Annotated in this window: 16 protein-coding genes; 11 read left to right on the top strand and 5 right to left on the bottom strand. The window is 71.9% G+C overall.

Features of this window, described 5'->3' with window-relative positions; genetic code table 11:
- The first annotated feature begins 144 nt into the window (after positions 1-144).
- From ACZ60E_RS34170 to ACZ60E_RS34215, 10 genes are all read left to right on the top strand, one after another.
- Positions 145-1,089 (top strand): Zn-ribbon domain-containing OB-fold protein, encoded by a 945-nt coding sequence (locus tag ACZ60E_RS34170; RefSeq protein WP_469445531.1) that lies wholly within the window; start codon positions 145-147, stop codon positions 1,087-1,089.
- Positions 1,090-2,166 (top strand): thiolase domain-containing protein, encoded by a 1,077-nt coding sequence (locus ACZ60E_RS34175; RefSeq protein WP_469445533.1) that lies wholly within the window; start codon positions 1,090-1,092, stop codon positions 2,164-2,166.
- Positions 2,163-3,377, top strand: a complete 1,215-nt coding sequence (locus ACZ60E_RS34180; protein WP_453791650.1) for a thiolase domain-containing protein — start codon at positions 2,163-2,165, stop codon at positions 3,375-3,377. Before ACZ60E_RS34175 ends, ACZ60E_RS34180 begins: the two co-directional genes overlap by 4 nt.
- Before the next feature lie 81 nt (positions 3,378-3,458).
- Positions 3,459-3,701, top strand: a complete 243-nt coding sequence (locus ACZ60E_RS34185) for a DUF397 domain-containing protein (RefSeq protein ID WP_055617755.1) — start codon at positions 3,459-3,461, stop codon at positions 3,699-3,701.
- Between the two features lie 187 nt (positions 3,702-3,888).
- Positions 3,889-4,806: a universal stress protein gene (locus ACZ60E_RS34190; RefSeq protein WP_469445535.1), complete on the top strand. Its 918-nt coding sequence runs from the start codon at positions 3,889-3,891 to the stop codon at positions 4,804-4,806.
- 84 nt (positions 4,807-4,890) lie between these two features.
- Entirely contained in the window at positions 4,891-5,658 is a 768-nt protein-coding gene (locus ACZ60E_RS34195) for a CGNR zinc finger domain-containing protein (RefSeq protein ID WP_469445536.1), read from the top strand.
- A 9-nt stretch (positions 5,659-5,667) separates the two neighbouring features.
- A complete protein-coding gene (locus ACZ60E_RS34200; protein ID WP_384809072.1) occupies positions 5,668-6,105 on the top strand; it encodes an ACT domain-containing protein in 438 nt (145 codons plus the stop codon).
- A 124-nt stretch (positions 6,106-6,229) separates the two neighbouring features.
- A complete protein-coding gene (locus ACZ60E_RS34205; RefSeq protein ID WP_469445539.1) occupies positions 6,230-9,355 on the top strand; it encodes an ATP-binding protein in 3,126 nt (1,041 codons plus the stop codon).
- A 68-nt stretch (positions 9,356-9,423) separates the two neighbouring features.
- On the top strand, positions 9,424-9,921 hold the full coding sequence (locus ACZ60E_RS34210; RefSeq protein ID WP_107019075.1) for a hypothetical protein: 498 nt from the start codon (positions 9,424-9,426) through the stop codon (positions 9,919-9,921).
- 246 nt (positions 9,922-10,167) lie between these two features.
- The gene (locus ACZ60E_RS34215) at positions 10,168-12,495 is read left to right on the top strand and encodes a glycoside hydrolase family 95 protein (RefSeq protein WP_469445542.1); all 2,328 of its coding nucleotides are present in this window, start codon (positions 10,168-10,170) and stop codon (positions 12,493-12,495) included.
- Between the two features lie 8 nt (positions 12,496-12,503).
- Here the strand turns inward: ACZ60E_RS34215 and ACZ60E_RS34220 are convergent, their stop codons facing one another.
- From ACZ60E_RS34220 to ACZ60E_RS34235, 4 genes are all read right to left on the bottom strand, one after another.
- Entirely contained in the window at positions 12,504-13,730 is a 1,227-nt protein-coding gene (locus tag ACZ60E_RS34220) for a type III PLP-dependent enzyme (protein WP_469445544.1), read from the bottom strand.
- Positions 13,727-15,553 (bottom strand): IucA/IucC family protein, encoded by a 1,827-nt coding sequence (locus ACZ60E_RS34225; protein WP_469445546.1) that lies wholly within the window; start codon positions 15,551-15,553, stop codon positions 13,727-13,729. Before ACZ60E_RS34225 ends, ACZ60E_RS34220 begins: the two co-directional genes overlap by 4 nt.
- A 99-nt stretch (positions 15,554-15,652) precedes the next feature.
- A complete protein-coding gene (locus ACZ60E_RS34230) occupies positions 15,653-17,413 on the bottom strand; it encodes an IucA/IucC family protein (protein WP_469445548.1) in 1,761 nt (586 codons plus the stop codon).
- Positions 17,410-18,591 carry an ATP-grasp domain-containing protein gene (locus ACZ60E_RS34235; RefSeq protein ID WP_469445551.1) on the bottom strand — a complete coding sequence of 394 codons (1,182 nt, stop codon included), beginning with the start codon at positions 18,589-18,591 and terminating at the stop codon, positions 17,410-17,412. Before ACZ60E_RS34235 ends, ACZ60E_RS34230 begins: the two co-directional genes overlap by 4 nt.
- A 292-nt stretch (positions 18,592-18,883) precedes the next feature.
- On the opposite strand from ACZ60E_RS34235, the gene ACZ60E_RS34240 reads away from it, so the two are divergent.
- On the top strand, positions 18,884-19,738 hold the full coding sequence (locus ACZ60E_RS34240) for a (2Fe-2S)-binding protein (RefSeq protein ID WP_469445552.1): 855 nt from the start codon (positions 18,884-18,886) through the stop codon (positions 19,736-19,738).
- 25 nt (positions 19,739-19,763) lie between these two features.
- Here ACZ60E_RS34240 and ACZ60E_RS34245 read toward each other — a convergent pair whose 3' ends face one another.
- A complete protein-coding gene (locus ACZ60E_RS34245) occupies positions 19,764-21,797 on the bottom strand; it encodes an N-acetylmuramoyl-L-alanine amidase (RefSeq protein ID WP_469445554.1) in 2,034 nt (677 codons plus the stop codon).
- Positions 21,798-21,915: the final 118 nt, after the last annotated feature.

Genomic DNA, 21,915 nt, shown 5'->3' on the forward strand with positions numbered 1-21,915 from the left:
CTCTACCCGCCTCGCGGAGGACGGTTCGTCGTTGCGGGTCCGTTGTGGCTGGGCGCGCAGTTCCCCGCGCCCCTGACGGGCGCCACCCCTGGCGGGGTGCTGCCCCTGACGGGGCCGAAAGCCCCCTGTGTGTGAGGAGAATCCGTGCCCGAAGTTCTCAAAGCTCCCCTTGTCGTCGAGTTTCCTTTTACGCGGTCCCTCGGGCCCGTTCAGAGTGCGTTTCTGACCGGGTTGCGCGAGCGGGTCGTCCTGGGGGTGAGGACCGTCGACGGGCGCACGCTGGTGCCGCCCGTCGAGTACGACCCCGTCACCTCCGAAGAGTTGAGCGAACTCGTCGAGGTCGCGGCCACCGGGACCGTCACCACCTGGGCCTGGAACCCCGAACCCCGCCGGGGCCAGCCGCTCGACCGGCCGTTCGCCTGGGTGCTGGTGCGGCTCGACGGCGCCGACACCGGGCTGCTGCACGCTCTCGACGCCCCCGGCGGCCCCGACTCCGTGCGCACCGGTATGCGCGTACGGGTCCGCTGGGCCGGCGAACGCTCCGGCGCCATCACGGACATCGCCTGCTTCGAGCCCCACGACGACGGCACCGCCACACTCACCGGCAGCGACGGGCGGTTCGAGGACCTGGTGACCGGCATCGTCGCGCCCGCCCGGCTCGACTACACGTACTCGCCGGGCCGCGCCCAGACCGCCTACATCCACGCGCTCGCCGAGCGGCGGGTCGTCGGAGAGCGCTGCCCGTCGTGCCGCAAGGTGTACGTCCCGCCCAGGGGTGCGTGCCCCACATGTGGTGTGGCCACATTGGAACGGGTCGAAGTGGGTCCACGTGGCACAGTGACGACCTACTGCATCGTCAACATCAAGGCGAAGAACCTCGACATCGAAGTGCCGTACGTCTACGCGCACATCGCTCTCGACGGCGCCGACCTCGCCCTGCACGGCCGGATCGGCGGCATCCCCTACGACCAGGTGCGCATGGGACTGCGGGTCGAACCCGTGTGGTCGGACGGGGGCGGCCACCCCGACCACTACAGGCCCACCGGCGAACCCGACGCGGACTACGAGACGTACAAGGAGCTGTTGTAGATGCCCGCACCGAGGTCCGTACCCGGCCCGCTCCGGGACATCGCTGTCGTCGCCTTCGCGCAGACCGACCACCGGCGCACCAGCGACGAGTTCTCCGAGGTGGAGATGCTCATGCCGGTCCTGCACCGGGTGCTGGCGCAGACCGGGTTGAAGACCAGCGACATCGGCTTCACCTGCTCCGGCTCCACGGACTATCTCGCGGGCCGGGCCTTCTCCTTCACCATGGCCCTGGACGGCGTGGGAGCCTGGCCGCCGATCTCCGAGTCGCACGTGGAGATGGACGGCGCGTGGGCCCTCTACGAGGCCTGGACGAAGCTCCTCACCGGTGACGCGGACACCGCACTGGTGTACGCGTACGGCAAGTCGTCCCCCGGCTCCGTACGCGATGTGCTGACCCGGCAGCTCGACCCGTACTACGTGGCCCCCCTGTGGCCCGACTCCGTCGCGCTGGCCGCCCTCCAGGCGCAGGCGCTCATCGACGCGGGCGACACGGACGAGCCGGCGCTCGCCGCCGTCGCCACCCGCAGCCGGGCCTCGGCCACCGGCAACTCCCATGCGCAGCTGCGCGGTTCGGTGCCGCGGGGCGAGTACGCCGTACGCCCCCTGCGCACCGGCGACTGTCCGCCCATCGGCGACGGGGCCGCCGCCGTGATCCTCGCCGCGGGGGAGCGGGCCCGTGAACTGTGCGAGCGGCCCGCCTGGATTCGGGGCATCGACCACCGCATCGAGGCGCACGGCCTGGGGGTACGGGATCTGACCGACTCGCCCTCCACGCGGCTGGCGGCGGAACGGGCGGGCGCCTTCGAAGGACCGGTCGACACGGCCGAGTTGCACGCGCCCTTCAGCTCCCAGGAAGTGGTGCTGCGCAAGGCCCTGCGCCTGGACGAAGGCGTCGACGTCAATCCGTCCGGGGGAGCGCTCGCCGCCAATCCCATCATGGCCGCCGGGCTCATCCGGATCGGCGAAGCCGCCGCCCGGATCGGGCGCGGCGACTCCGACCGGGCACTGGCGCACGCCACTTCGGGGCCCTGTCTGCAACAGAACCTGGTCGCCGTACTGGAAGGAGACCCGCGATGAGCCCCGCAACGAGCCGGGCGGCGAGCCCGGTGACGAGCCCCGCGACGGGCAAGGAGCCCGTGGCCGTCGTCGGGATCGGCCAGACCAAGCACGTGGCGGCCCGACGGGACGTGTCGATCGCGGGACTCGTCCGCGAGGCCGCTCAACGCGCTCTCGCCGACGCCGAGTTGACCTGGGCCGACATCGACGCCGTCGTCATCGGCAAGGCGCCCGACTTCTTCGAGGGCGTCATGATGCCCGAGCTGTACCTCGCCGACGCCCTCGGCGCGGTCGGCAAACCGATGCTGCGCGTCCACACCGCTGGCTCCGTCGGCGGCTCGACCGCGCTCGTCGCCACGAACCTGATCGCGGGCCGCGTCCACGGCACCGTACTGACCCTCGCCTACGAGAAGCAGTCCGAGTCGAACGCCATGTGGGGCCTGTCCCTGCCGATCCCCTTCCAGCAGCCCCTGCTCGCCGGCGCGGGCGGCTTCTTCGCCCCGCACGTGCGCGCCTACATGCGGCGTACCGGTGCCCCCGACGCGGTCGGCTCCCTGGTCGCGTACAAGGACCGCCGCAACGCGCTCAAGAACCCGTACGCGCATCTGCACGAGCACGACATCACGCTGGAGAAGGTCCAGGCCTCGCCGATGCTCTGGGACCCGATCCGCTACTCGGAGACCTGCCCGTCCTCCGACGGCGCCTGCGCGATGGTCCTCACCGACCGGGCGGGCGCGGCCCGTTCGCCGCGGCCGGCCGCCTGGATGCACGGCGGCGCGATGCGCAGCGAACCGACGCTCTTCGCGGGCAAGGACTTCGTCTCCCCGCAGGCCGGCAAGGACTGCGCGGCCGACGTGTACCGGCAGGCGGGCATCGCGGACCCCCGCCGGGACATCGACGCGGTCGAGATGTACGTCCCGTTCTCCTGGTACGAGCCCATGTGGCTGGAGAATCTGGGCTTCGCGGACGAGGGCGAGGGCTGGAAGCTCACCGAATCCGGGGTCACGGAACTGGACGGCGACCTTCCGGTGAACATGTCGGGAGGGGTGCTCTCCACCAACCCCATCGGGGCCTCCGGGATGATCCGCTTCGCCGAAGCCGCACTTCAGGTACGTGGACAGGCCGGAGAACACCAGGTCGACGGCGCACGCCGGGTCCTCGGGCACGCCTACGGCGGCGGCTCCCAGTTCTTCTCGATGTGGCTGGTCGGAGCCGCGCCGCCCACCTCGTGAATGTCCTTCTTACGTGGCCTGTGCGCGGCAGGTGCCGAAAGCTAGGCTGGCCGCGGACGACGAACCGGGAGGAGCACGGACGTGGCCGAGAGCACCATCCAGCAGCACCCGCTCGCGGGCTGGGACAAGCCGGAGCTTGACCTCAGCAGCGCCGACTGGCATTCGAGCAGCCGTGGGCAGGGGGATGTCCAGATCGCCTTTGTCGAGGGTTTCATCGCGATGCGCAACAGCGGCCGGCCGGAAAGCCCGTCCTTGATCTTCACGCCCGCGGAGTGGGGCGCGTTCGTGTCGGGGGCGCGGGAGGGGGAGTTCGACCTCACCTGAGCTCCGGTCTCACCTGAGATCCGGCCTCGGCCGGGATTCGACCTCGTGCGAGATCCGATCCCGCCCGAAGAGGGGGAGTTTCCCGCCCCTTTTTCCGGACACGCGATCTTCGACCCCTTCCTGGGGTCCTGCCTGAGCGAGGCTGGCCACAGGAAGCGGAAGAAGACGTTCCGGAGGCGAGAATCCCATGAACACCCTGCCCGTCATCGCTGCTGTCGACGGATCGGACGACAGCCTGCGCGCCCTCGACTGGGCCCTCGACGCGGCCCGCCGACGCGAGGCGCCCCTGCGCGTGGTCCATGTGCGGGAGTACGGGCCCCTCCTGCTGCGGCCGGAGACGCTCGCCGCCGTCCAGCCCGAGCCGGACACCGATCAGGTGCTCGACCTGGTCCGCGACCGGCTCAAGGATCTGGGCGAGGACGCGCCGGTCACGGAGTACCTCGCGCTGGACGGCGCCCCCGCCGGTCTGCTGCCCGGCCTGGGCTCCGACGCACAGCTGATGGTGTTCGGCTCCCGAGGCCGGGGCGGTTTTGCGAGCCTGCTCCTCGGCTCGAACGGCACGGCCGCCGCGCGCGACGCGGAGTGCCCCGTCGTGGTGGTCCCCAGGCCCGGACGGGAGGTGCACGACTCCGAACTCGTCACCCCCGGGCCGCGTGTGGTCGTCGGACTGCACGTGGACAGCCCGAACAACGAGGCCCTCGCGTTCGCGTTCGCCGAGGCCGCGCGGCGCGAGGCACGCCTCCAGGTGCTCGCCGTGTTCCCCTGGCCGGTGCAGTCCGGCGACCTCGTACCGCCGCCGGTCGTCGACGAGGACGCCATCGAGTCCGAGACGAGGACCCTGACCGCGGGCTTCGTCGCACCGCACGCCGAGCGGCACCCCGGGGTCGGCGTCGATCTGTACGTACTGCCCGGCGACGCGGCGGGCCAACTCGTCGCGGCCTCCCGGGGAGCGGACCTCGTGGTGGTGGGCCGCCATCGCCGACGCCTGCTCGCACCCGCCCGCATGATGGGCTCGGTCACACAGGCGGTCCTGCTGCACGCGGCGGGCCCGGTGGCGGTGATTCCGCCGGAGGGGACGGAGGGGACGGAAGCGGCGGAGAGCTGAACAGGCCCGAGGACCGGCGTCACGGTATCCGGGAGCCAACGGTATCCGGGAGTTAATGGTTGCGGCGGCCCGTATCATTAGGCCATGACCGACTCGCTCAGCGCGGACGCACGGCTCGCCCTGGACCTCGCCCTGACCGTCCGCCACGACGGCCGGGGCGGAGTGGCCGACGATCTCGCCACCGCGCAGGGCCTTGCGGCGTGGGTGGCCGAGCATCCGGAGGCGGTTTCGGCCGTGACGACCGTCGCGGCCGTCGCGCCCGGATCCGGCGCCACCGAGCCCACGGAGACCGTCGGGTCGGCCGGGCCCGCCGGAATCAAAGGGATCAGGTCCGCCGAATTTCAGGCCGACGCCGCCGCACTGGCCGCCGTCCGCGAGGTACGCGCCGCCGTGCGCGCCCTGTTCGCCCACGCCGTGCGCCCCGATGAGCCGAGCCCGGCCGACGCGGGCCGGCTGATCCCGTTGCGCGACGCCGTCGAACTGCTCAACGCCCGGGCCGCCCTGGTCCCGACCGTCCCGGTGCTCTCGTGGACAGAGGGCGCCGAACCCGTCGTACGCCAGGAACCGTTCGTACGCCAGCAATCCGTCGTACGCCAAGAACCGTTCGTACGCGGCGAACCCCTCGCACGTCAGGAGCCCGCGCACGACGGTTCCGCTCTCGCGTCGGCCCTGGCCCGCGCCGCCATCGCCTTCCTCGCGAGTCCCGACCGGCAGCGGCTGCGCGCCTGCCATGCCCCGCGCTGTGTGCGCTACTTCCTCAAGGACCACCCGCGTCAGGAGTGGTGCAAGCCCTCGTGCGGAAACCGTGCCCGTGTCGCCCGGCACCACGAGCGGCACAAGAAAACGGCATAACCTCCTGGCATGAGCGGAGCAAGCGGTGGAGCGAGCGGTGCAACGGGCGCGGAACGTGATCTCGGGCGGCTGCTGAGCGGTATGGAACCCGCCCTGCACCCCGGCCGCTACGTCTTCACCACCGTCCCCGGCAGCACGGCACCCCCCGGTCTCTCACCCGTCGTCACCGTCGTCGAGGACGAGGGCCTCACCCTCGTCGTCGCACAGGAGGACGCCGACGCGGCACGCCTGCCCTACGACTATGTGGCCGGATGGATCACTCTGCGCATCCACTCGGCGCTGGACGCCGTCGGACTCACGGCCGCCGTCGCCCATGCCCTCGCCGAAGAGGGTCTGAGCTGCAACGTCGTCGCGGGCTTCCACCACGACCACCTCTTCGTCCCGCACGAGCGGGCAGCCGAGGCCGTGGCCCTGCTCGAACGGCTGGCCGAACGCTCCGGTCGGTAACACCGGACGGGCCCGCGGCACCCGCCCCCGGCGTACGCTGATGTGCCTGTAAGTCACGGTGTGCACCGTCTCCCCGCGTCGGCCGCACCACCGTGACAGGGGGTGCGTCATGGGGCGGCAGGGCATGAGGAGCAGCAGAACGCTCTTCGAACGCGAGCTGGAACTCACCGCGGTGGACGAGGCGTTGGGTGAGGTCACCGGGCTGCGCACGGGCGTCTTCGAACTCGGCGCGGACCCTCTCGGACTCCGCGCGATCGTCACCGGCGTCCGCACGGACACCCCTGGGACCCACCGCACCCACCCGCCCGGCGCCGGGCCCCACCGAAAAGCCGCGCCGCAGCAGGACGCCGCCCCTCCCCACAACACCGCCTCTCCCCACAACACCGTCCTTCCCGGGAACACCGCTCCTCTCAGGGACGGCGCCGAGTCGCCCGACCGGCCCCGGGGCGGACTGCTCGCCTTCGCCGGACGTGCCGGAATCGGCAAGACGAGCCTCCTCGCCGAAGTACGCAGGCGCGCCGAGGTCAAGGGCTGCACGGTCCTGTCCGCACGAGGCGGCGACCAGGAACAGCGCGTCGCCTTCCACGTCGCACGCCAGCTCCTCCAACCCCAGCTGGCGGGCGTCCCGGAGGCCGAACTCCGTACCACGCTGGGCAGTTGGTACGCCATCGTCGGTCCCGCGCTCGGACTGTGCGCGACCACCGAGGGCTCGCCGCCCGACCAGCAGGGCCTGCGTGACGGACTCGACTGGGTCCTCACCCATCTCGCCGTGCGCCGCGCCCCGATGGTGCTCGTCCTCGACGACGCGCACTGGGCCGACCCGGAGTCGCTGCAGTGGCTCGCCGCGTTCGCGCCGCGCGCCGAACAACTGCCCCTGCTCCTCGTCGTCGCCTACCGCCCGGACGAACTCCCGGACCACGCCGAGGCGTTCAGAGGTCTGCCCGGCCGCGCGGGCGGGCGCCCCCTCGACCTGGAACCGCTGAGCGCCGACGCCGTCGCCCGTCTGGTGCGCGAGAGTCTCGGTACGCGGGCCGACGACGCGTTCTGCCGCGAGTGCTGGGCCGTCACCGCGGGCAACCCGTTCGAGACCGTCGAACTCACCGCGAAGGTACACGACCGAGGCCTCGCCCCGACCGAACCGGGCGCGCACCTCCTGCGCGACCTGGCCGCCGCCGTCAAGGGCAGCGGACTCGTCGCCCGTCTCGAACGCCTCGGCACCTCCACCGTCCGCTTCGCCTGGGCCTGCGCCCTCCTCGGCACCGAGATCCCCCCGACACTCGCGGCGGCCGTGGCGGGCCTCGGTTCCGAGGAGGCGGCCGACGCGGCGGACGCCCTGCGTGACGCCCGTATCCTCACCGGCGCAGGGACGGGCGAGGGCACTCTCGAATTCGTCCACCCGCTCATCGCCACCGCCGTCTACCGGGCCATCCCCGGCAGCTTCCGGGTCGCCCTGCACGGACAGGCCGCCTGGTGCGTCATCGACGCGGGGCTCGGCCCGTCCGCCGCCGCCCGCCACCTCATGGAGACCCACCCCGACGGCGACACCTGGGTCGTCCAGCAACTGCGCGCCGCCGCCCGCGAGACCCTGCGTGCCGGAGCACCCGACGCCGCGCGCCGCCACCTGGCCCGCGCCCTGCGCGAACCCCCGCCCCTCGCGGAACGCGCCGCCGTCCTCTACGAACTCGGCTGCGCCTCCCTGCTCACCGAGCCGGCGACCACCGTCAACCATCTGCGGGCCGCCCTCGAAGAGCCGATCGACGACCCCGGCCTGCGCCACAACATCGTCTACCGGCTCTCCCAGGTCCTCGCCCACAGCGACCGGCTCGGCGAGGCCTCCGACACCCTCGCCCGCGAGATCAAGGTGACCGGAGACGTACGCGTACGGCTGCGGATGCAGTCGGAGCAGTTCATGTGGGACGCCTTCCGGGCCGACGAACCCGAATCGCCGGCCCGCTCCCGCCGGCTGGCCCGGCTCGCCGACCGCCTCACCGGCCGTGACCTCACCGAGCGCTACGTGATCGGCCTGCGCGCCTGGGACGCCACCCTGCGCGGCGAACCCGCCCACATCGCGGTCCATCACGCGGAGCGCGCCCTGGCCGGCGGCTTCGGCTGGGCCGAGGCCGACCGCGGCTTCGAGGTACCCGTCCTCGTCGCCCTCACCTTCATGTACGCCGACCGGCCGGGGCGCACCGAGGAACTGTTCGCCGCCGGGATCGCCGACTTCGAACGGCAGGGCTGGCACGGCGCCCACCTCTCCTTCGGCTACACCCTGCTCGCGTACGTGCGCTTCCGCCGCGGTCGGCTCGCCGAGGCCGAGGACTTCGTCCGCGCGGGGCTCAGGCTCGCCGAACGGGTCGGCCCCGGCACCCCGGCCCACTGGTACGCGGTCGGCATCCTCGTCGAGGTCCTGCTCGCCCGCGGCCGTCTCACCGAGGCCGCACGGCTCGCCGAGGACCACGCCTTCGAGGCACCGTTCCCCGCCGCCGTCGTCTTCCCCGACGCCCAGACCGTGCACGGCGAGCTGCTGCTGGCCCGCGGCTTGACGAAGGACGCCGCCGCCGAACTCGCGGCGGCCGGGCGCCGCCTCGATCCGCGCGGCATGCGCAACCCCGCCTGGTGCCCGTGGCAGCTGCACCTGGCCCGCGCCGAGAGCCACGACGCTCCGGAGCGGGCCGTGGCCACGGCGGCCGACGCGGTGCGGCGGGCCCGGCTGTACGGAGCGCCGTCGGCGGTCGGCCAGGCGCTGCGCGCGGCGGCCGACGTCTCCTCGGGCCTGGCCCGCGTCAACCTCCTCGAAGAAGCCGTCGACCAGCTGGAGCGTTCCCCGGCGGCGTACGAACTGGCCTGCGCGCTGGTCGCCCTCGGCGCGGAGCTGCGCCGCAGCAGCCGTCCCGGAGAGGCCGCCGAGCACCTCTACCGGGGGCTCGACGCGGCCGTGCAGTGCGGCGCCGACGGGCTGGCCGGGGCGGCGCGCGACGAACTGGAGGCCGCCGGGCTGCGGCCCCGCCGTCTGCGCAGCGCCGAGACGGACACGCTCACCGCCCGGGAGTGCGCGGTCGCGGAACTGGCCGCGCGGGGTCTCGCCACGGCGACCATCGCCGAACAGCTCCGCACGGAGGAGACGACGGTGGTACGGCTGCTGTCGGCGGTGTACCGGAAGGTGGGAACGGAGCGGACGGGACTGGGAGCGGCGTTGGGGACGGCGAGGAGGAAGAGCGCCGGGGCGCAGGACAGCGCCGGGGGCTGCTGACGGATCTCCGGGGTCGGTGGCCGCCGACCCCACGGCCGTACGCCCTCCGATGCACGTACCATTGCGGCATGTCCTTCCTCCGCCGCCGTAGCGCCACTCCCGCCGGGCCAGACTTCGACGTTCTGGCCATGGATCCGGGCGACTGGCCGGGCAATCTCGGCGCGGGCCTGCTGCCCGCCCCCGATGGCAGCTGCCAGGGTGTGTTCCTGCGTTACGACCTGTTCGGCGGGCGCGGTCCGGCGATGATCATCGGCAATCTGCCGGAGGGCTCACCGGCCCGGGAGGTCGCCGAGGGAGAGGTCCCCTTCGAGGTGGCCCAGCTGCTGCAGGCGCTGGAGAACGACGAAGAGGTCGTCGTCACCGGCGCCGAGGACATGCCGGTCATGCAGGGGGACAACCTCCTCATCGTGCGCCGCCTCAAGCTGTCCGAGACGCGTATCTCCTGTGTGCAGTTCGACCGCAGCGACAAGGTCCTCGTGACGATCGCCGCCTGGGACCGCCCCATCACCGACGACCTGTACGCGCTTCTGAAGCCGCTGCCCGCGGAGCTGTTCCAGCAGGGCTGAACCTCCTGAACCCTCCGGCGGTGAGCCACCTCTCCGCCGTCCCCCGTCTTTGTCATGACCCTTGCCGTTCGGGTGATCGGACCTCTAGCGTCACGGGTCATGTCGTTTCAGTCACCTGAACCACACGATGCGCAGCCGTCCCGACCCGCGACCCATGACCTCTCCCGAAGAGCCACACTTAGGACCGCAGTTGGCGGCGCGGCCGGTATCGCCCTGGGCTCCGGGGCTCTCGGCTCCGCCGAAGCGATGGCTGCGGAAGCGCCGGATACATCGGATGTGTCGGCGGTGGCGCCACCACCGGCACCCGGGCTTGCGTCGCTCTGGTACACCGCCCCGGCCGACGACTGGGAGCGTGAGGCGCTCCCCATCGGCAACGGCGCCCTCGGTGCCACGGTCTTCGGGACGCTCGCCTCGGAGCGACTGCAGCTCAACGAGAAGACGCTCTGGACCGGCGGCCCCGCTTCGGTGCAGGGGTACGACCACGGCAACTGGCGCGACGCCCGCCCCGGCGCGATCAGCGCGGTGCAGGACCGCATCGACGCCGGGACGCGCCTCGACCCCGAGGCCGTGGCCGACGAGCTCGGCCAGCCGAAGACCGGGTACGGCGCCCACCAGACCCTCGGCGACCTCCACCTCGACATGCCGGACGCACCGGCGGCGCCCCCGGACACGTACCGACGTGCACTCGACATCGCCGACGCTGTGGCGTCCGTCGTGTACACCCACCAAGAGGTACGCCACCGGCGGGAGTTCTTCGCCTCGTACCCCGACGGGGTGATCGCGGGACGGCTGAGCGCGGACCGGCCGGGCAGCGTCGCCTTCACCCTGCGCTACACCTCACCCCGCGACGACTTCACCGTCACCTCCGTCACCACCGCGGCCGGCGGACGGCTGACGGTGCGCGGCGCCCTGGCCGACAACGGACTGCGCTTCGAGGTGCAGCTCCGCGTCCGTGTGAGCGGCAAGGGCGGCACCGTCACCGCGAACCCCGACGGCACCCTCACCATGGCGGACGCCGACAGCGCCTGGTTCGTGCTCGCCGCCGGTACGGACTACGCCGACACGTACCCCGGCTACCGGGGCGAGGACCCGCACACGGCCGTCACCCGGACCGTCGACAGGGCGGGCGGCGAACGCCACGAGTCACTGATGGCCCGTCATGTACGGGACCACCGAGCCCTGTTCGACCGCGTGGCGCTGGACGTACGCGCCGAAGTCCCCGACATCCCGACGGATCAGCTGCTGGCGCGCTACACCGGCGGCACCACGGCCACGGACCGCGCCCTGGAAGCGCTCTACTTCCAGTACGGCCGCTACCTCCTGATCGCCTCCTCGCGCCCCGGTTCACTGCCCGCCAACCTTCAGGGGCTCTGGAACAACAGCACGTCACCGCCCTGGTCGGCCGACTACCACGTCAACATCAACCTCCAGATGAACTACTGGCCCGCCGAGGCGGCGAACCTCGCCGAGACCACGGCGCCCTACGACCGCTTCGTCGAGGCGCTGCGCGCACCCGGACGCCGTACGGCGAAGGAGATGTTCGGCTCGCGGGGCTGGGTCGTGCACAACGAGACCAACCCCTACGGCTTCACCGGCGTGCACGACTGGGCCACCGCCTTCTGGTTCCCCGAGGCTGCCGCCTGGCTGACCCAACAGCTGTACGAGCACTACCGGTTCGGCGGTTCCGTGGAGTATCTGCGCTCGACCGCGTACCCGGTGATGAAGGAGGCCGCCGAGTTCTGGCTCGACAACCTGCGCACCGATCCCCGCGACGGCACGCTCGTCGTCACACCCAGCTACTCGCCCGAGCACGGCGACTTCACCGCGGGCGCGGCCATGTCCCAGCAGATCGTGCACGACCTGCTGACCAACACCCTTGAGGCCGCCCGCACCCTGGGCGACAGCCCCGCGTTCCGCGCGGAACTGGAGAAGACCCTCGCCGATCTGGACCCCGGCCTGCGGATCGGCTCCTGGGGGCAGCTCCAGGAGTGGAAGGCGGATCTGGACGACCCGAAGGACGACCACCGGCACGTCTCCCACCTCTACGCGCTGCACCCCGGCCGGCGGATCGAGCCCGGCAGCGCATGGGCCGACGCCGCGAAAGTCTCGCTCACGGCACGAGGGGACGGTGGCACCGGCTGGTCCAAGGCCTGGAAGATCAACTTCTGGGCACGGCTGCGCGACGGCGACCACGCGCACAAGATGCTCGCCGAACAGCTCAAGTCCTCGACGCTGCCGAACCTTTGGGACACGCATCCGCCGTTCCAGATCGACGGCAACTTCGGGGCGACGTCCGGAGTCGTCGAGATGCTGCTGCAGAGCCAGTACGACGTCATCGAGATTCTTCCCGCGCTGCCCGCCGCCTGGCGGTACGGCTCGGTCCGCGGCCTGCGCGCCCGCGGCGGCGCCACCGTCGGCATCGCCTGGGCCGACGGTCGCGCGACCCGCGTCACCCTGACCGCCGCCCGCACGCGACGCCTCACCGTCCGCAGCGAGCTGGTGCCGGCCGGTGAGGCCACGTTCAAGGCCATCGCGGGCCGGACCTACGTCTGGGGCGCACAGCCCGGCAATTGAAGAACCCGCTATCGGCGGGGTACCTGTCCCGGCCCGCCGAGGAAGTGGAAACCGGGTCGTGGGTGCATGAGGAAGTCGTGGTGGGAGATGTTCCACGCGTAGGCACCCGCCAGCCCGAACGCCACACGATCGCCCGCACGCAGCTTCGGAGCGGGGACGTTCCTGGCCAGGACGTCCTTGGGAGTACACAACTGGCCGGTGAGCGTGACGAGTTCGCCTCGCGCGATCGGCCGGGCCCATGGATGCGGCCAGTCCTCCACCCCGAGCAGGGTGCAGGGCTGGTCGTGTCCCTTGGTCGCCGGAGTACGCAGGTGGTGTGTGCCGCCGCGCACCACGGCGAACTCCTCGCCGTGGCTCGGCTTCACGTCCAGCACCTCGGTCGCGTACCAGCCGCAGTACGCCGTCAGTGCCCGCCCGGGTTCGATACGCAACGTCAGATCGCTGTGACCCGAAAGAAGTTGAGAGAGTCCAGTCCCGTACGCGGCCCAGTCGAAGCGCTCGTCGGGGGCCGCGTAGTCGACCGTCATGCCCCCGCCGACGTTCACCTCCGCCAGCCGCACCCCGTGCCGCTCCGCCAGCCGAACGGCCCAGTCCACGATGGACTCGGCCATCGCGAGCTGCTCCGGAGCCCGGAGCCCGCTCGCCAGATGGGCGTGCACACCCTTGAATTCGAGCTGCGGATACGTGCCGTCGGTGAGCAGACCCATGACGGTGTCCGCCTGGGCCGGGTCCAGGCCGAAGGGCGAGGGGCGCCCGCCCATGGCGAGGGAACTCGCCGCCAACGAGCCCGCCGCCACGGGGAGGTTGAAGCGCGGCAGCACGCCCACCCGGCCGTCAGGGCGCACCTGCCGGGCCAGTTCGGCCAGCATGTGCAGCTCGTACGCGCTCTCCACATGGAAGCGCTCCACGCCCAGCTCCAACGCGGCCACGACCTCGGCGGGGGTCTTGCCGGGGCCGCCGAAGGCCAGCGGGCGGCCCGGCACCGCCTCGGCGACATGGGCGAGTTCGCCGCCCGACGCGACCTCGTACCCGTCCACGTACGCACTCAGCGCGGCCAGGATCTCCGGCTCCGGGTTGGCCTTCGCCGCGTAGTACAGCTCGACGCGCTCGGGCAGACAGGCTCGTACGGCAGCCGTGTGCCCGCGCAGTGCCGCCAAATCGTAGATGTACGCGGGAAGTTCACCGGAGGACAGGGAGAGCACCCGGTCCCGTACGGCGTCGGTGGGATCAGTCATCGGGTGCCCCCGGTAGCGGTAGCGGCGGTGATCGGCTCGCCGAGGGGCGAGGGCAGACGGACGTAACCGGCCTCGCGGTCGGCCTTGCGCGCCCAGCGGGTCAGGAGGTTCGTCTTGGCGGGCAGGGGCACTCCCGCGAGCAGCGCGGCCAGCGGCGGCGGACAGCCGTAGCGGTCGGCGTACGTCCGCAGGGCGCCGCGGACCTCGGCCCACAACGCCGCCTCGGCACGGGGATGCAGATCGGCGACGGCCGCGAGCAGCTCGGCGACGTGGTTCACGAGCAGGCAGTAGACGACCCGGTCCCAGCCGCGCTGCGCGTCGTACGTCATCGGGCCCGCGACCTCGGGCGGCAGCGAGGCGAGGGTCTCGGCGTGCCGCTCGGGCACGAGCTTGGTGCCCTCCAGGTCGCGGAAGAGGACCTGGGCGGGCATGCCGTCACCGTCGACGCAGATCAGCACGTTCTGCAGATGGGGTTCCAGCACGAGACCGTGGTCGAAGTAGGCGGCGAGCACGGGCGGCACGAGGAGCCTGAGGTAGGCCGCCCACCAGTCGAGTGCTGCCCGCGGCCCGGCCGCGTCGAGGAGCCGTGAGATGTGCGCGGGGCTCGTGGGGTACTCGTCCGCCACGGCCGCCGCGAGCAGGGGGGTGGTGCCGGGCAGGAGCCGGTGGGCCAGGCCCTCGCGGACGATGACGCCGAAGCCTTCGAGCAGGTCACGGTCCGGTGTGCCGTCGGGTCCTGCCAGGGCGAGGCTGCGGTAGGCGGGCTCGCGGAGCACCGCGCTGCCGGGGAACCGTTCGGCCAGGTCGGCCAGGACCGGACCCAGTACCCGGGTGAGCGCGACGGCGCCGGACAGCTCGTAACTGGCGTTCTTGCGAAGGCAGTTGGTGATCCTGATGTTCAGGCTGAACTTCAGGAACGACTCGCCGTCGTACAGGGTCCGGACGGAGGCGGTGGCGGCGAAGGGCCGGCCGGCCTGCCCCAGGTCGAGGATGTCCCCGCGTCCGAGAGCCGCGCGCAGAGTCGGGTGCTCGCGCAGCATCTCGAACTGCCAGGGGTGCGCTGGCAGCAGTTGGTACCCCTCGGGGAGGGAGCCGGGTGCGGACAGCCGGTCGAGTGCGGCGAGGGCGCCGGGCTCCGCGGATTCCTCGGCGATCAGGTGGTCGCGTACGGCGAGGTGGCGCAGCGGGAAGGCCGCACCGGCCTCGGGCGCGTAGGCGGGCCAGGAGTCCGCGTCCCCGGTACGGGCCTTGGGCGTGGGGTGGAAGCGGTGCCCGAACAGCAGCGACTGCTCGGAGGCGAGGTAGGCGGCGACGGGCCCGTCCGCGGCCGGACCGGTCCCGCGCTGTAGGTGATGAGCTCCGGTCCGTACGGCGAAGGACGCGGCGATGCTCCGGTGGCTGGAATCGATCTGCTCCAGGAACTCCTCGTTGCGCACACCGGTCCGCAGGGACAGCTCGTCCTGAGTGTGCTCCGCCAGCCGCCGCCAGCCGATCTCGCTCCAGTCGCCGTCAGCCGTCCGCTCACTCACCGGTCCGGTGAAGCGGTGCGCGCCGAGCATCGACGTACGGCGCAGCGCGACCCGCAGCAGCACACCGCGGCGGGGCAGCCGCAGCAGCAACTGGCGGTCGGTGACGGCGGTCTGGTGCTCGGGGGCCGACACCTCGCGCAACAGGCAGTTGAGGAGCGTGTGGGCCACGACCTCGTCCGCGGACGGGAGTTGGCCCTGCGTCGCGGGGTCGGGAGTGAGGTCGGGAATGGGGCCGGGGGTGCGGCGGGGGGTGTCGAGAGAGGTGCTACCGAGCGACTCGGTCAGCGAGGGCATGTGCGGCTCCAGCAAGTGCGATGAGAGCGAAGTACGGTCGCGCGTCAAAGAATCGGGGCGTCGGCCGGGGAGGGGGCCGGCAGCGCCTCGCCTCGGCGCTCATACCGACGTCCCGACGCTCAGCAGGTAGTTGGGCCCGCTGGTGTAGTGCTTGTTGATGTCCGCCGCGCCCGAGCGTTCCTTGCTGAGGAGCGTTCCGGCGGTGACCATCGCCTTGACCGGCAGGCGCGGCGCGTCCAGGACCCGGGCCCGCAGCACGGCACCGGGTTCGCCCGCTCCCGTACCGAGCCGTTCGATCGCCTCGGCGAGCCGGTCGCGCACGAGCCGCAGCAGCACCGGCAGGGGTGCGCGACCGTGCCGCGCCAGCCCGAAGGCGTAGGCGCCCGCGCACAGATGGACCGTGATGGTGGTGAACAGGTCGACGACCGGCCGGTCGCCCTCGGTGAAGGTCCTGGCGTCGGCGAAGTCCGCGGGTCCCGGCGCCGCGGCCCCCAGCCGTTCGCTCAGCCGCATGCCGTTGATGCGCGGCCCGTCGTTGTCCTTCAACAGCAGTCGCAGCCGGGTACGGCCGTCGTCCGGCCGGTCCAGCACCAGCGAGATGTTCTGCTGGTGCGACTCAAGCGCGATCCCGTACCCGAACAGGGTGGTCTGCCAGTCGAAGAGCAGGGTCAGACATGCGTCCAGCAGCCCGAGGACGCCACCGGCGTAGAAACGGTCGGCAAGATGGTCGACGACCAGTCGTCCGCCGGGCGCCTCGGCCAGGAGCGCGGCCATGGGTACGACGACGGAGTCCTGAAGTCCGTCGGGGTACCGCCGGAACAGCGCGGCGAGCAGTTCGTGCCCGGCATGCGCGTACACGGTCTCGTCGGCATGCAGGATCGTGCTCCGGAAGCGCGGTTCGCGGTCGATGATCTGCTCGATCAGACGCTGTCCCGCGGCCCCGTCGAGGAGTGTGCCGGGCTTGATGGTCCGCCGGTTGCGCAGCCCCAAGGTGGCGGTGTCCAGGGGGAGTTTGACGTGCAGGAGCGGCTGCGCGGACAGGGCCACGGTACGCATCGACAGGGTCGGCACGACGTCGAGGTGGGCGCGGTCGGCGAGTACGGCCCGGTCCGCCAGCCCGGTGGCACGCAGGGCCTCCTCCAGCGCGGGCCCGACGGTCAACGGGTGTACGGGCAGGGCCACATGCGTGCCGTCGAGCCCCGGGAGCCCGAGCCGCGCGGGGGAGGGCCAGCCGTCCGGAAGCGTTCCGGTGACCGCGACGGCGTCCCGCGGCAGCGCGAGCCAGCGCAGAGCGAAGCGTGGGGCGAACTCCGGTGCGTAGGCGCGGAGGTGCCGCTCGTCCAGTCCGGAGCGGCCGCGTGCGGTGGGGTAGACGGGATGGTCCAGGTGGGCGGCGAGGGTGTCGTACGCCAGCCCTCCGGACATCCCCGACCAACGGGCGGGCGCGGGCCCATGCGTGTCCGTCAGCTCGCTGGTCACCTTCTCGCGGACCGCCGCGTGCAGCCGCATGGTGGCCAGCGTCTGGCGGCACTCCTCGGCGAACGCGTCGAATCCGTCCCGGTCGAGAGGGTGGTCGAGATCGCGCAGGGCGGCGAGGATCGTGTCGCACGTCTCGTAGGACACGGATTTCTCGGATCCGCCGAACTCCGCTACGAGCTGCGGCAGTCGGGCCGCGTACTCGCACTGGAACCCGTCCTCGACGACCGGCAGCAGAAGGGACTGCCCCTCGCCGGTGTCCCGTCGCAGCCAGGCGCCGTCCGGCCGGTGCACGAGCCGGCCCAGCGAGCGCAGGCCGACGACGTCCTCGCGCAGCAGGGCACCGAGCACCCGGATCACCAGTGCGCCCTCGGAACCGGTCACGGCCGGATCTCCCACCGCTGACCGGCCAGGAACCCGGCCACCGCACTGTCCACGTCCTCCTGGACGGTTCCGGTGGCCCTCACCACGCCGAGGAAGTCGCGGTTGGTGCGGTACACCTCGTGCCGCTCACCGATCTGGCGGAGCGGCCGGTAGGTCAACCGCACTCCGTCTGCGTCGAGTTCGGTCGCGGCCGGAGCCGCCGTCAGCGTTCCCGCGCTCTCCGCGCACGGGTAGTCCAGCCGGGCCACGCCGTCGCTGCGCGCTCCGAGCGAGGCGGGCAGGGGCTCACCCAGATGCGTACGCAGGATGTGCTCGAAGAGCGGAATCTCCAGCAGATGGGCGAGCAGCAGATCGCACTGGTCGCCTATGGCCCGGTAGTTGACCTCGATGATCCTCGCCCGGCCCCCGTGCACCACGAACTCGGTGTGGCTGGCGCCGAAACCGACGCCGAGAGCGTCGAGTTGGGCCAGTACCTGGTCGACGACCGTCCCGGGATGGGCCGCGACGAAGGTCAGCCGCTCCTCGATGAAGTACGGCGGCGGGGACAGCACGGTGTGGAAGCCGCCCAGGACATGGCGGACACGACCGTCCCCGAGTGTCTCCAGGGTGTACAGCTCGCCGGGCAGATACTCCTCGACGACCAGGGCGGCCCCGGGGCGACGGGCACGGATCTCCGCGCAGCGGGCCACCAGTTCCCCGGGGCCCTCGACACGTACGACGTCCTCGCTGGCCACGCCCTCACGCGGCTTGACCACACACGGGTACGGCACGTCGAGAGCGGCCACGTCCGTGTCCTCGGTGATCTCCGCCGACCACACCGTGTCCACGCCGGCGGACGCGAGACGGCGTCGCATCTCCGCCTTGTCCTTGGTGCGCAGGGCGGCCCGCCAGTCCTTGCCCGGCAGCCCGAAGTAGTCGGCGGCCAGCGCGGTCTGGGTCTGCAGATGGTCGCTGTTGGAGAAGATCGCGTCGGGACGGCCGAGCGTCGAGACGCGGGTGACGACGGAACGGAAGTCGCGGACGTCGCACTCCACGATCTCCCTCTCCGGATACACGCGCCGATGGGCGTCCGGCTGGTCGGTGAGGACGGTCACGTCGAGGCCGAGCCGTGCGGCGGCGGGCAGAAACCCCTCCGTGACGGAGTCGGTGGGGTTGCGGGCAAGCAGGTACATACGCACGCGGGGGAACAACTTCCGCTCGTGGGTGGGCGGGTGAGGACGAGCGGCCGGCGCCGGTGGGGCGTGGTGAGGCAGTGCTCTGCCCGCGCAGGCGCGGCCTGTCCGGTCGCAGTCACATTAAGTGAAATCAGGTGAGGCATGTTCTGTTTCTCGACCGGCCATGGAGGTGCTGTGACGTGCGCCTCCCTTGATCGTTGCTCAGGGGGTGTCGTCACGCACTGCTGTTAGCGATCTCTATACTAAGGTAAGGCTTACCTGCTTTTCTTGCTTTCCCCCATGCACAGGAGTACCGATGACCGTGGCCCTGGAGACCGTGTCGACCGGTGCGCCCACGACCGTGTCCGGCCTGCTCTCCGACACGTATCGGCAACTGGCCCGGGTGTGCCCGGCGTTGACGGTGCGCGTGGCGGACCCGGCGGCGGACTTCACCCGAACGGGCCTGAGCGGCGCGGAGTTGACGAAAAATCAGGAGGCCCTTGAGGCGTTCCTGGCGGCCGAGGACTCCCGCATCCGGGAACGCCACGACCATGTCCCGCGCCGCGATGTCGCCGCCTCCCGCGCCCTGCACGACTACGCGTGGTCGGTCGGCCTGCTGATGAGCGGCGTCTGGTACCTCACCGGCCGGGTGCCGCGTGTCCGCCCCGAGGACGTGCGGATCGATCTGTCGTCCGACACGTTCGAGATCACTCCCGGATCCGACCTGGCCTGTCTGCCGGGGGACTCGGCCGGCTCTCTCCCCGGGGTCCTGACGGTCCCGCACGAGGAGGCGCTGCGAGCGGAGTTGAGGGTCGCCGTCGCCGACCACATGGAGCCGCTGCTCACCGCGATCGGCCCTTACATCCGGCGCGGCCCGCGCGCGCTGTGGGGCCTGGTCACCGACGACCTGGTTTCCGGCATCTGGTACCTCGGCCGCATGCTGGGCCGGGAACCCGACTCCGTACGGGCCGCCACCGCGCTGCTGCCCTCCGCCGTCACGCCCTTCCCCGGCGGGGCGGACTTCCGCCACCTCACCGGCGCCGACGGCCGGCAGCACCCGACCCGTACCCGGATGGGGTGCTGCCTCTACTACACGATCCGCCCCGCCGAGGCCTGCGCCACCTGCCCGCGCACCTGCGACGCCGAGCGGCTGCGCCGGATCGAGTCCTGAGACCCGGCGCAGCCCGCCCGTCCGGTCACGCGGACGGCGTCACCCGCACATCGGCGGCGCGCACGAACGCCACCCGGTGCCCGAACTGGATCTCGTAGTACATGTCCGCACCCCGCACCACCCGGTGCGGTGTCGTGTCGAATGTCGGCGCGTAGAAGTACTCGCCCGGCACCTTGTCACCCACCGCGTACTTCTGTCCCGCGAGCAGTTTGTACGGCAGCGGCGAGACCGTCTGGACGGGCACACCCGCCGGGTAGGCCTCCTTCTCCGGGTACGCGCGCCCGTACACGGGGATGTCGGTCAGCCCGGCCTTCGGGGTGATGACGGCACCGGTCGCGTTCACCGCCGTCGGCTGCTTCGCCGGGTTCTTGAACCAGGCCTTCTGGCCGAGGTACCAGATCGCGGTCCAGTCGCCGTCGCGCCCGGCGACCGCGTACCGCTGACCGGTGGAGACCCGCGAACCCAGGTCGTTCACATCGGTGGTGGAGTCGCCGCCGCCGGGCCGCAGACCGATGTCCTTGATCAGCGGGGCGTCCTCGCGCGGCTCGGTGTAGAGGCGTACGGCGCTCGATCCGTGGGCGGCACAGGGCTGACCCGCCGTGACGCAGCCGGTGAACACCGGCTTGTTCGCGGCGAACTTCGGCGCGACGGTCACCAGCCCGCCCTTCGGCCCGGCCGTGGCGCGCAGCGGCTTGCCGAGCAGCGCGAAGTAGTGCTGCCAGTCCCAGTACGGGCCCGGGTCCGTGTGCATCCCCGGGATGGTCGCGGTCGTCGTACCGGGCACGGTGTCGTGGCCGAGGATGTGCTGCCGGTCCAGCGGGATGCCGTACTTCTTGGCGAGGTACGTCACCAGACGCGCCGACGACCGGTACATCGCCTCCGTGTACCAGGTGTCGGGCGCGGTCAGGAACCCCTCGTGCTCCAGGCCGATCGACTTGGCGTTGATGTACCAGTTGCCCGCGTGCCAGGCCACGTCCTTGGCCTTCACATGCTGGGCGATGTGCCCGTCGGTGGAGCGCAGGGTGTACTGCCACGACACATAGGTCGGGTCCTGCACCAGGTTGAGGACGCCGTCCCAGGCGCCCTCGGTGTCGTGGACGACGATGTACTTGATGCTCTGGGACGTCGGCCGGTCGCCCAGGTCGTGGTTGCCGTAGTCGCCGTCCCCGAACTCCTCGTACGGCGCCGGAATCCACTCGCAGGACACCGTCGACGGACACTCGGTGGTGCCCGCGGCGGGCGCCCGCAGCCCCGCCGCCTTCAACTGGGCCGTCGCCGGGCGCAACCGCGGCTGCGCGGCGAGCGTGATCCGCTGCCCCGCGTCCGTCGTGCGCTCCTCGCCGCGACGGATCACGTCGAAGACGTCATCGGCGTACGTCGCCGCCGTCGCCGTGTCGTCGGCACCCGAGTAGCGCGCCACCGCCGCGTACCAGTCGGCCGCGTCGTCGGTGAGCGGCCTGCCGAGCTGCTTCTGGGCCGCCGCCAGCAGCGCGGCACCGCCCGCCACGTTCGCGGCGGCGTCCGAACGCAGCCGCTCCGCGGGAATGCCGCTCAGCTCGGCGGCCTTCGCCAGCGTCTTGAGGCGCGCCGGAAGCTCGGCGTTCTCCGGCACCCGCGTGTCCGGATCCTTCGTGTCGGGCAGGCGGGGGCCGCGCGAGTCGTCGCCCCGCGCGTCCTCCGTACCGTCGCTGTGGTGCGGTGCCACGGTCCGGGCGATCGCCGTGCGGGCGTCGGTCAGATGCATCGGGCCGTAGCCGCCCGTCACGCTCGGAGCCCCCTCGTGCGCGTCCCACCGGGACTGCAGATAGGAGACGGCCAGGAGCACACTCTGCGGCACGTCGTACGTGTCGGCGGCCTTGGCGAAAGCATTCTGCAGACGCGCGGAGGGCAGCGAGGACGGCTGCGCGGAGGACGCGGACGTCCTGCCGCCGCCGACGCCGTCGTACGGGGCCGCGCCGAGCAGAGGCAGCAGCAGTGCGGCCGAGGCGACGGCACCCGCGGTCCGGCGGGCACGTCTGTGCCGGGCGGAAGGGCTGGGGTCGGTGGGGGATCCTCGCAAAGCTGGCCTCCTGGGACGATCGGGCGTGACGGTGCGTACGGGGGCGGGCGTGCGTCAGTGGTACCGGCTCTCCGACGATCCGTCAATCATTCCCAGAGGCTGACGATTTCCCACGTCA

Source organism: Streptomyces sp. NPDC102514 (assembly GCF_055584525.1).

What these genes read in the sequence shown, in the direction of transcription:
- ACZ60E_RS34225 (WP_469445546.1), bottom strand. Translation starts at nt 15,553, where the DNA reads ATGCCCTCGCTGACCGAGTCGCTCGGTAGCACCTCTCTCGACACCCCC.
- ACZ60E_RS34180 (WP_453791650.1), top strand. Translation starts at nt 2,163, where the DNA reads ATGAGCCCCGCAACGAGCCGGGCGGCGAGCCCGGTGACGAGCCCCGCG.
- ACZ60E_RS34215 (WP_469445542.1), top strand. Translation starts at nt 10,168, where the DNA reads ATGGCTGCGGAAGCGCCGGATACATCGGATGTGTCGGCGGTGGCGCCA.
- ACZ60E_RS34220 (WP_469445544.1), bottom strand. Translation starts at nt 13,730, where the DNA reads ATGACTGATCCCACCGACGCCGTACGGGACCGGGTGCTCTCCCTGTCC.
- ACZ60E_RS34195 (WP_469445536.1), top strand. Translation starts at nt 4,891, where the DNA reads ATGACCGACTCGCTCAGCGCGGACGCACGGCTCGCCCTGGACCTCGCC.
- ACZ60E_RS34205 (WP_469445539.1), top strand. Translation starts at nt 6,230, where the DNA reads ATGAGGAGCAGCAGAACGCTCTTCGAACGCGAGCTGGAACTCACCGCG.
- ACZ60E_RS34190 (WP_469445535.1), top strand. Translation starts at nt 3,889, where the DNA reads ATGAACACCCTGCCCGTCATCGCTGCTGTCGACGGATCGGACGACAGC.
- ACZ60E_RS34175 (WP_469445533.1), top strand. Translation starts at nt 1,090, where the DNA reads ATGCCCGCACCGAGGTCCGTACCCGGCCCGCTCCGGGACATCGCTGTC.
- ACZ60E_RS34240 (WP_469445552.1), top strand. Translation starts at nt 18,884, where the DNA reads ATGACCGTGGCCCTGGAGACCGTGTCGACCGGTGCGCCCACGACCGTG.
- ACZ60E_RS34210 (WP_107019075.1), top strand. Translation starts at nt 9,424, where the DNA reads ATGTCCTTCCTCCGCCGCCGTAGCGCCACTCCCGCCGGGCCAGACTTC.
- ACZ60E_RS34200 (WP_384809072.1), top strand. Translation starts at nt 5,668, where the DNA reads ATGAGCGGAGCAAGCGGTGGAGCGAGCGGTGCAACGGGCGCGGAACGT.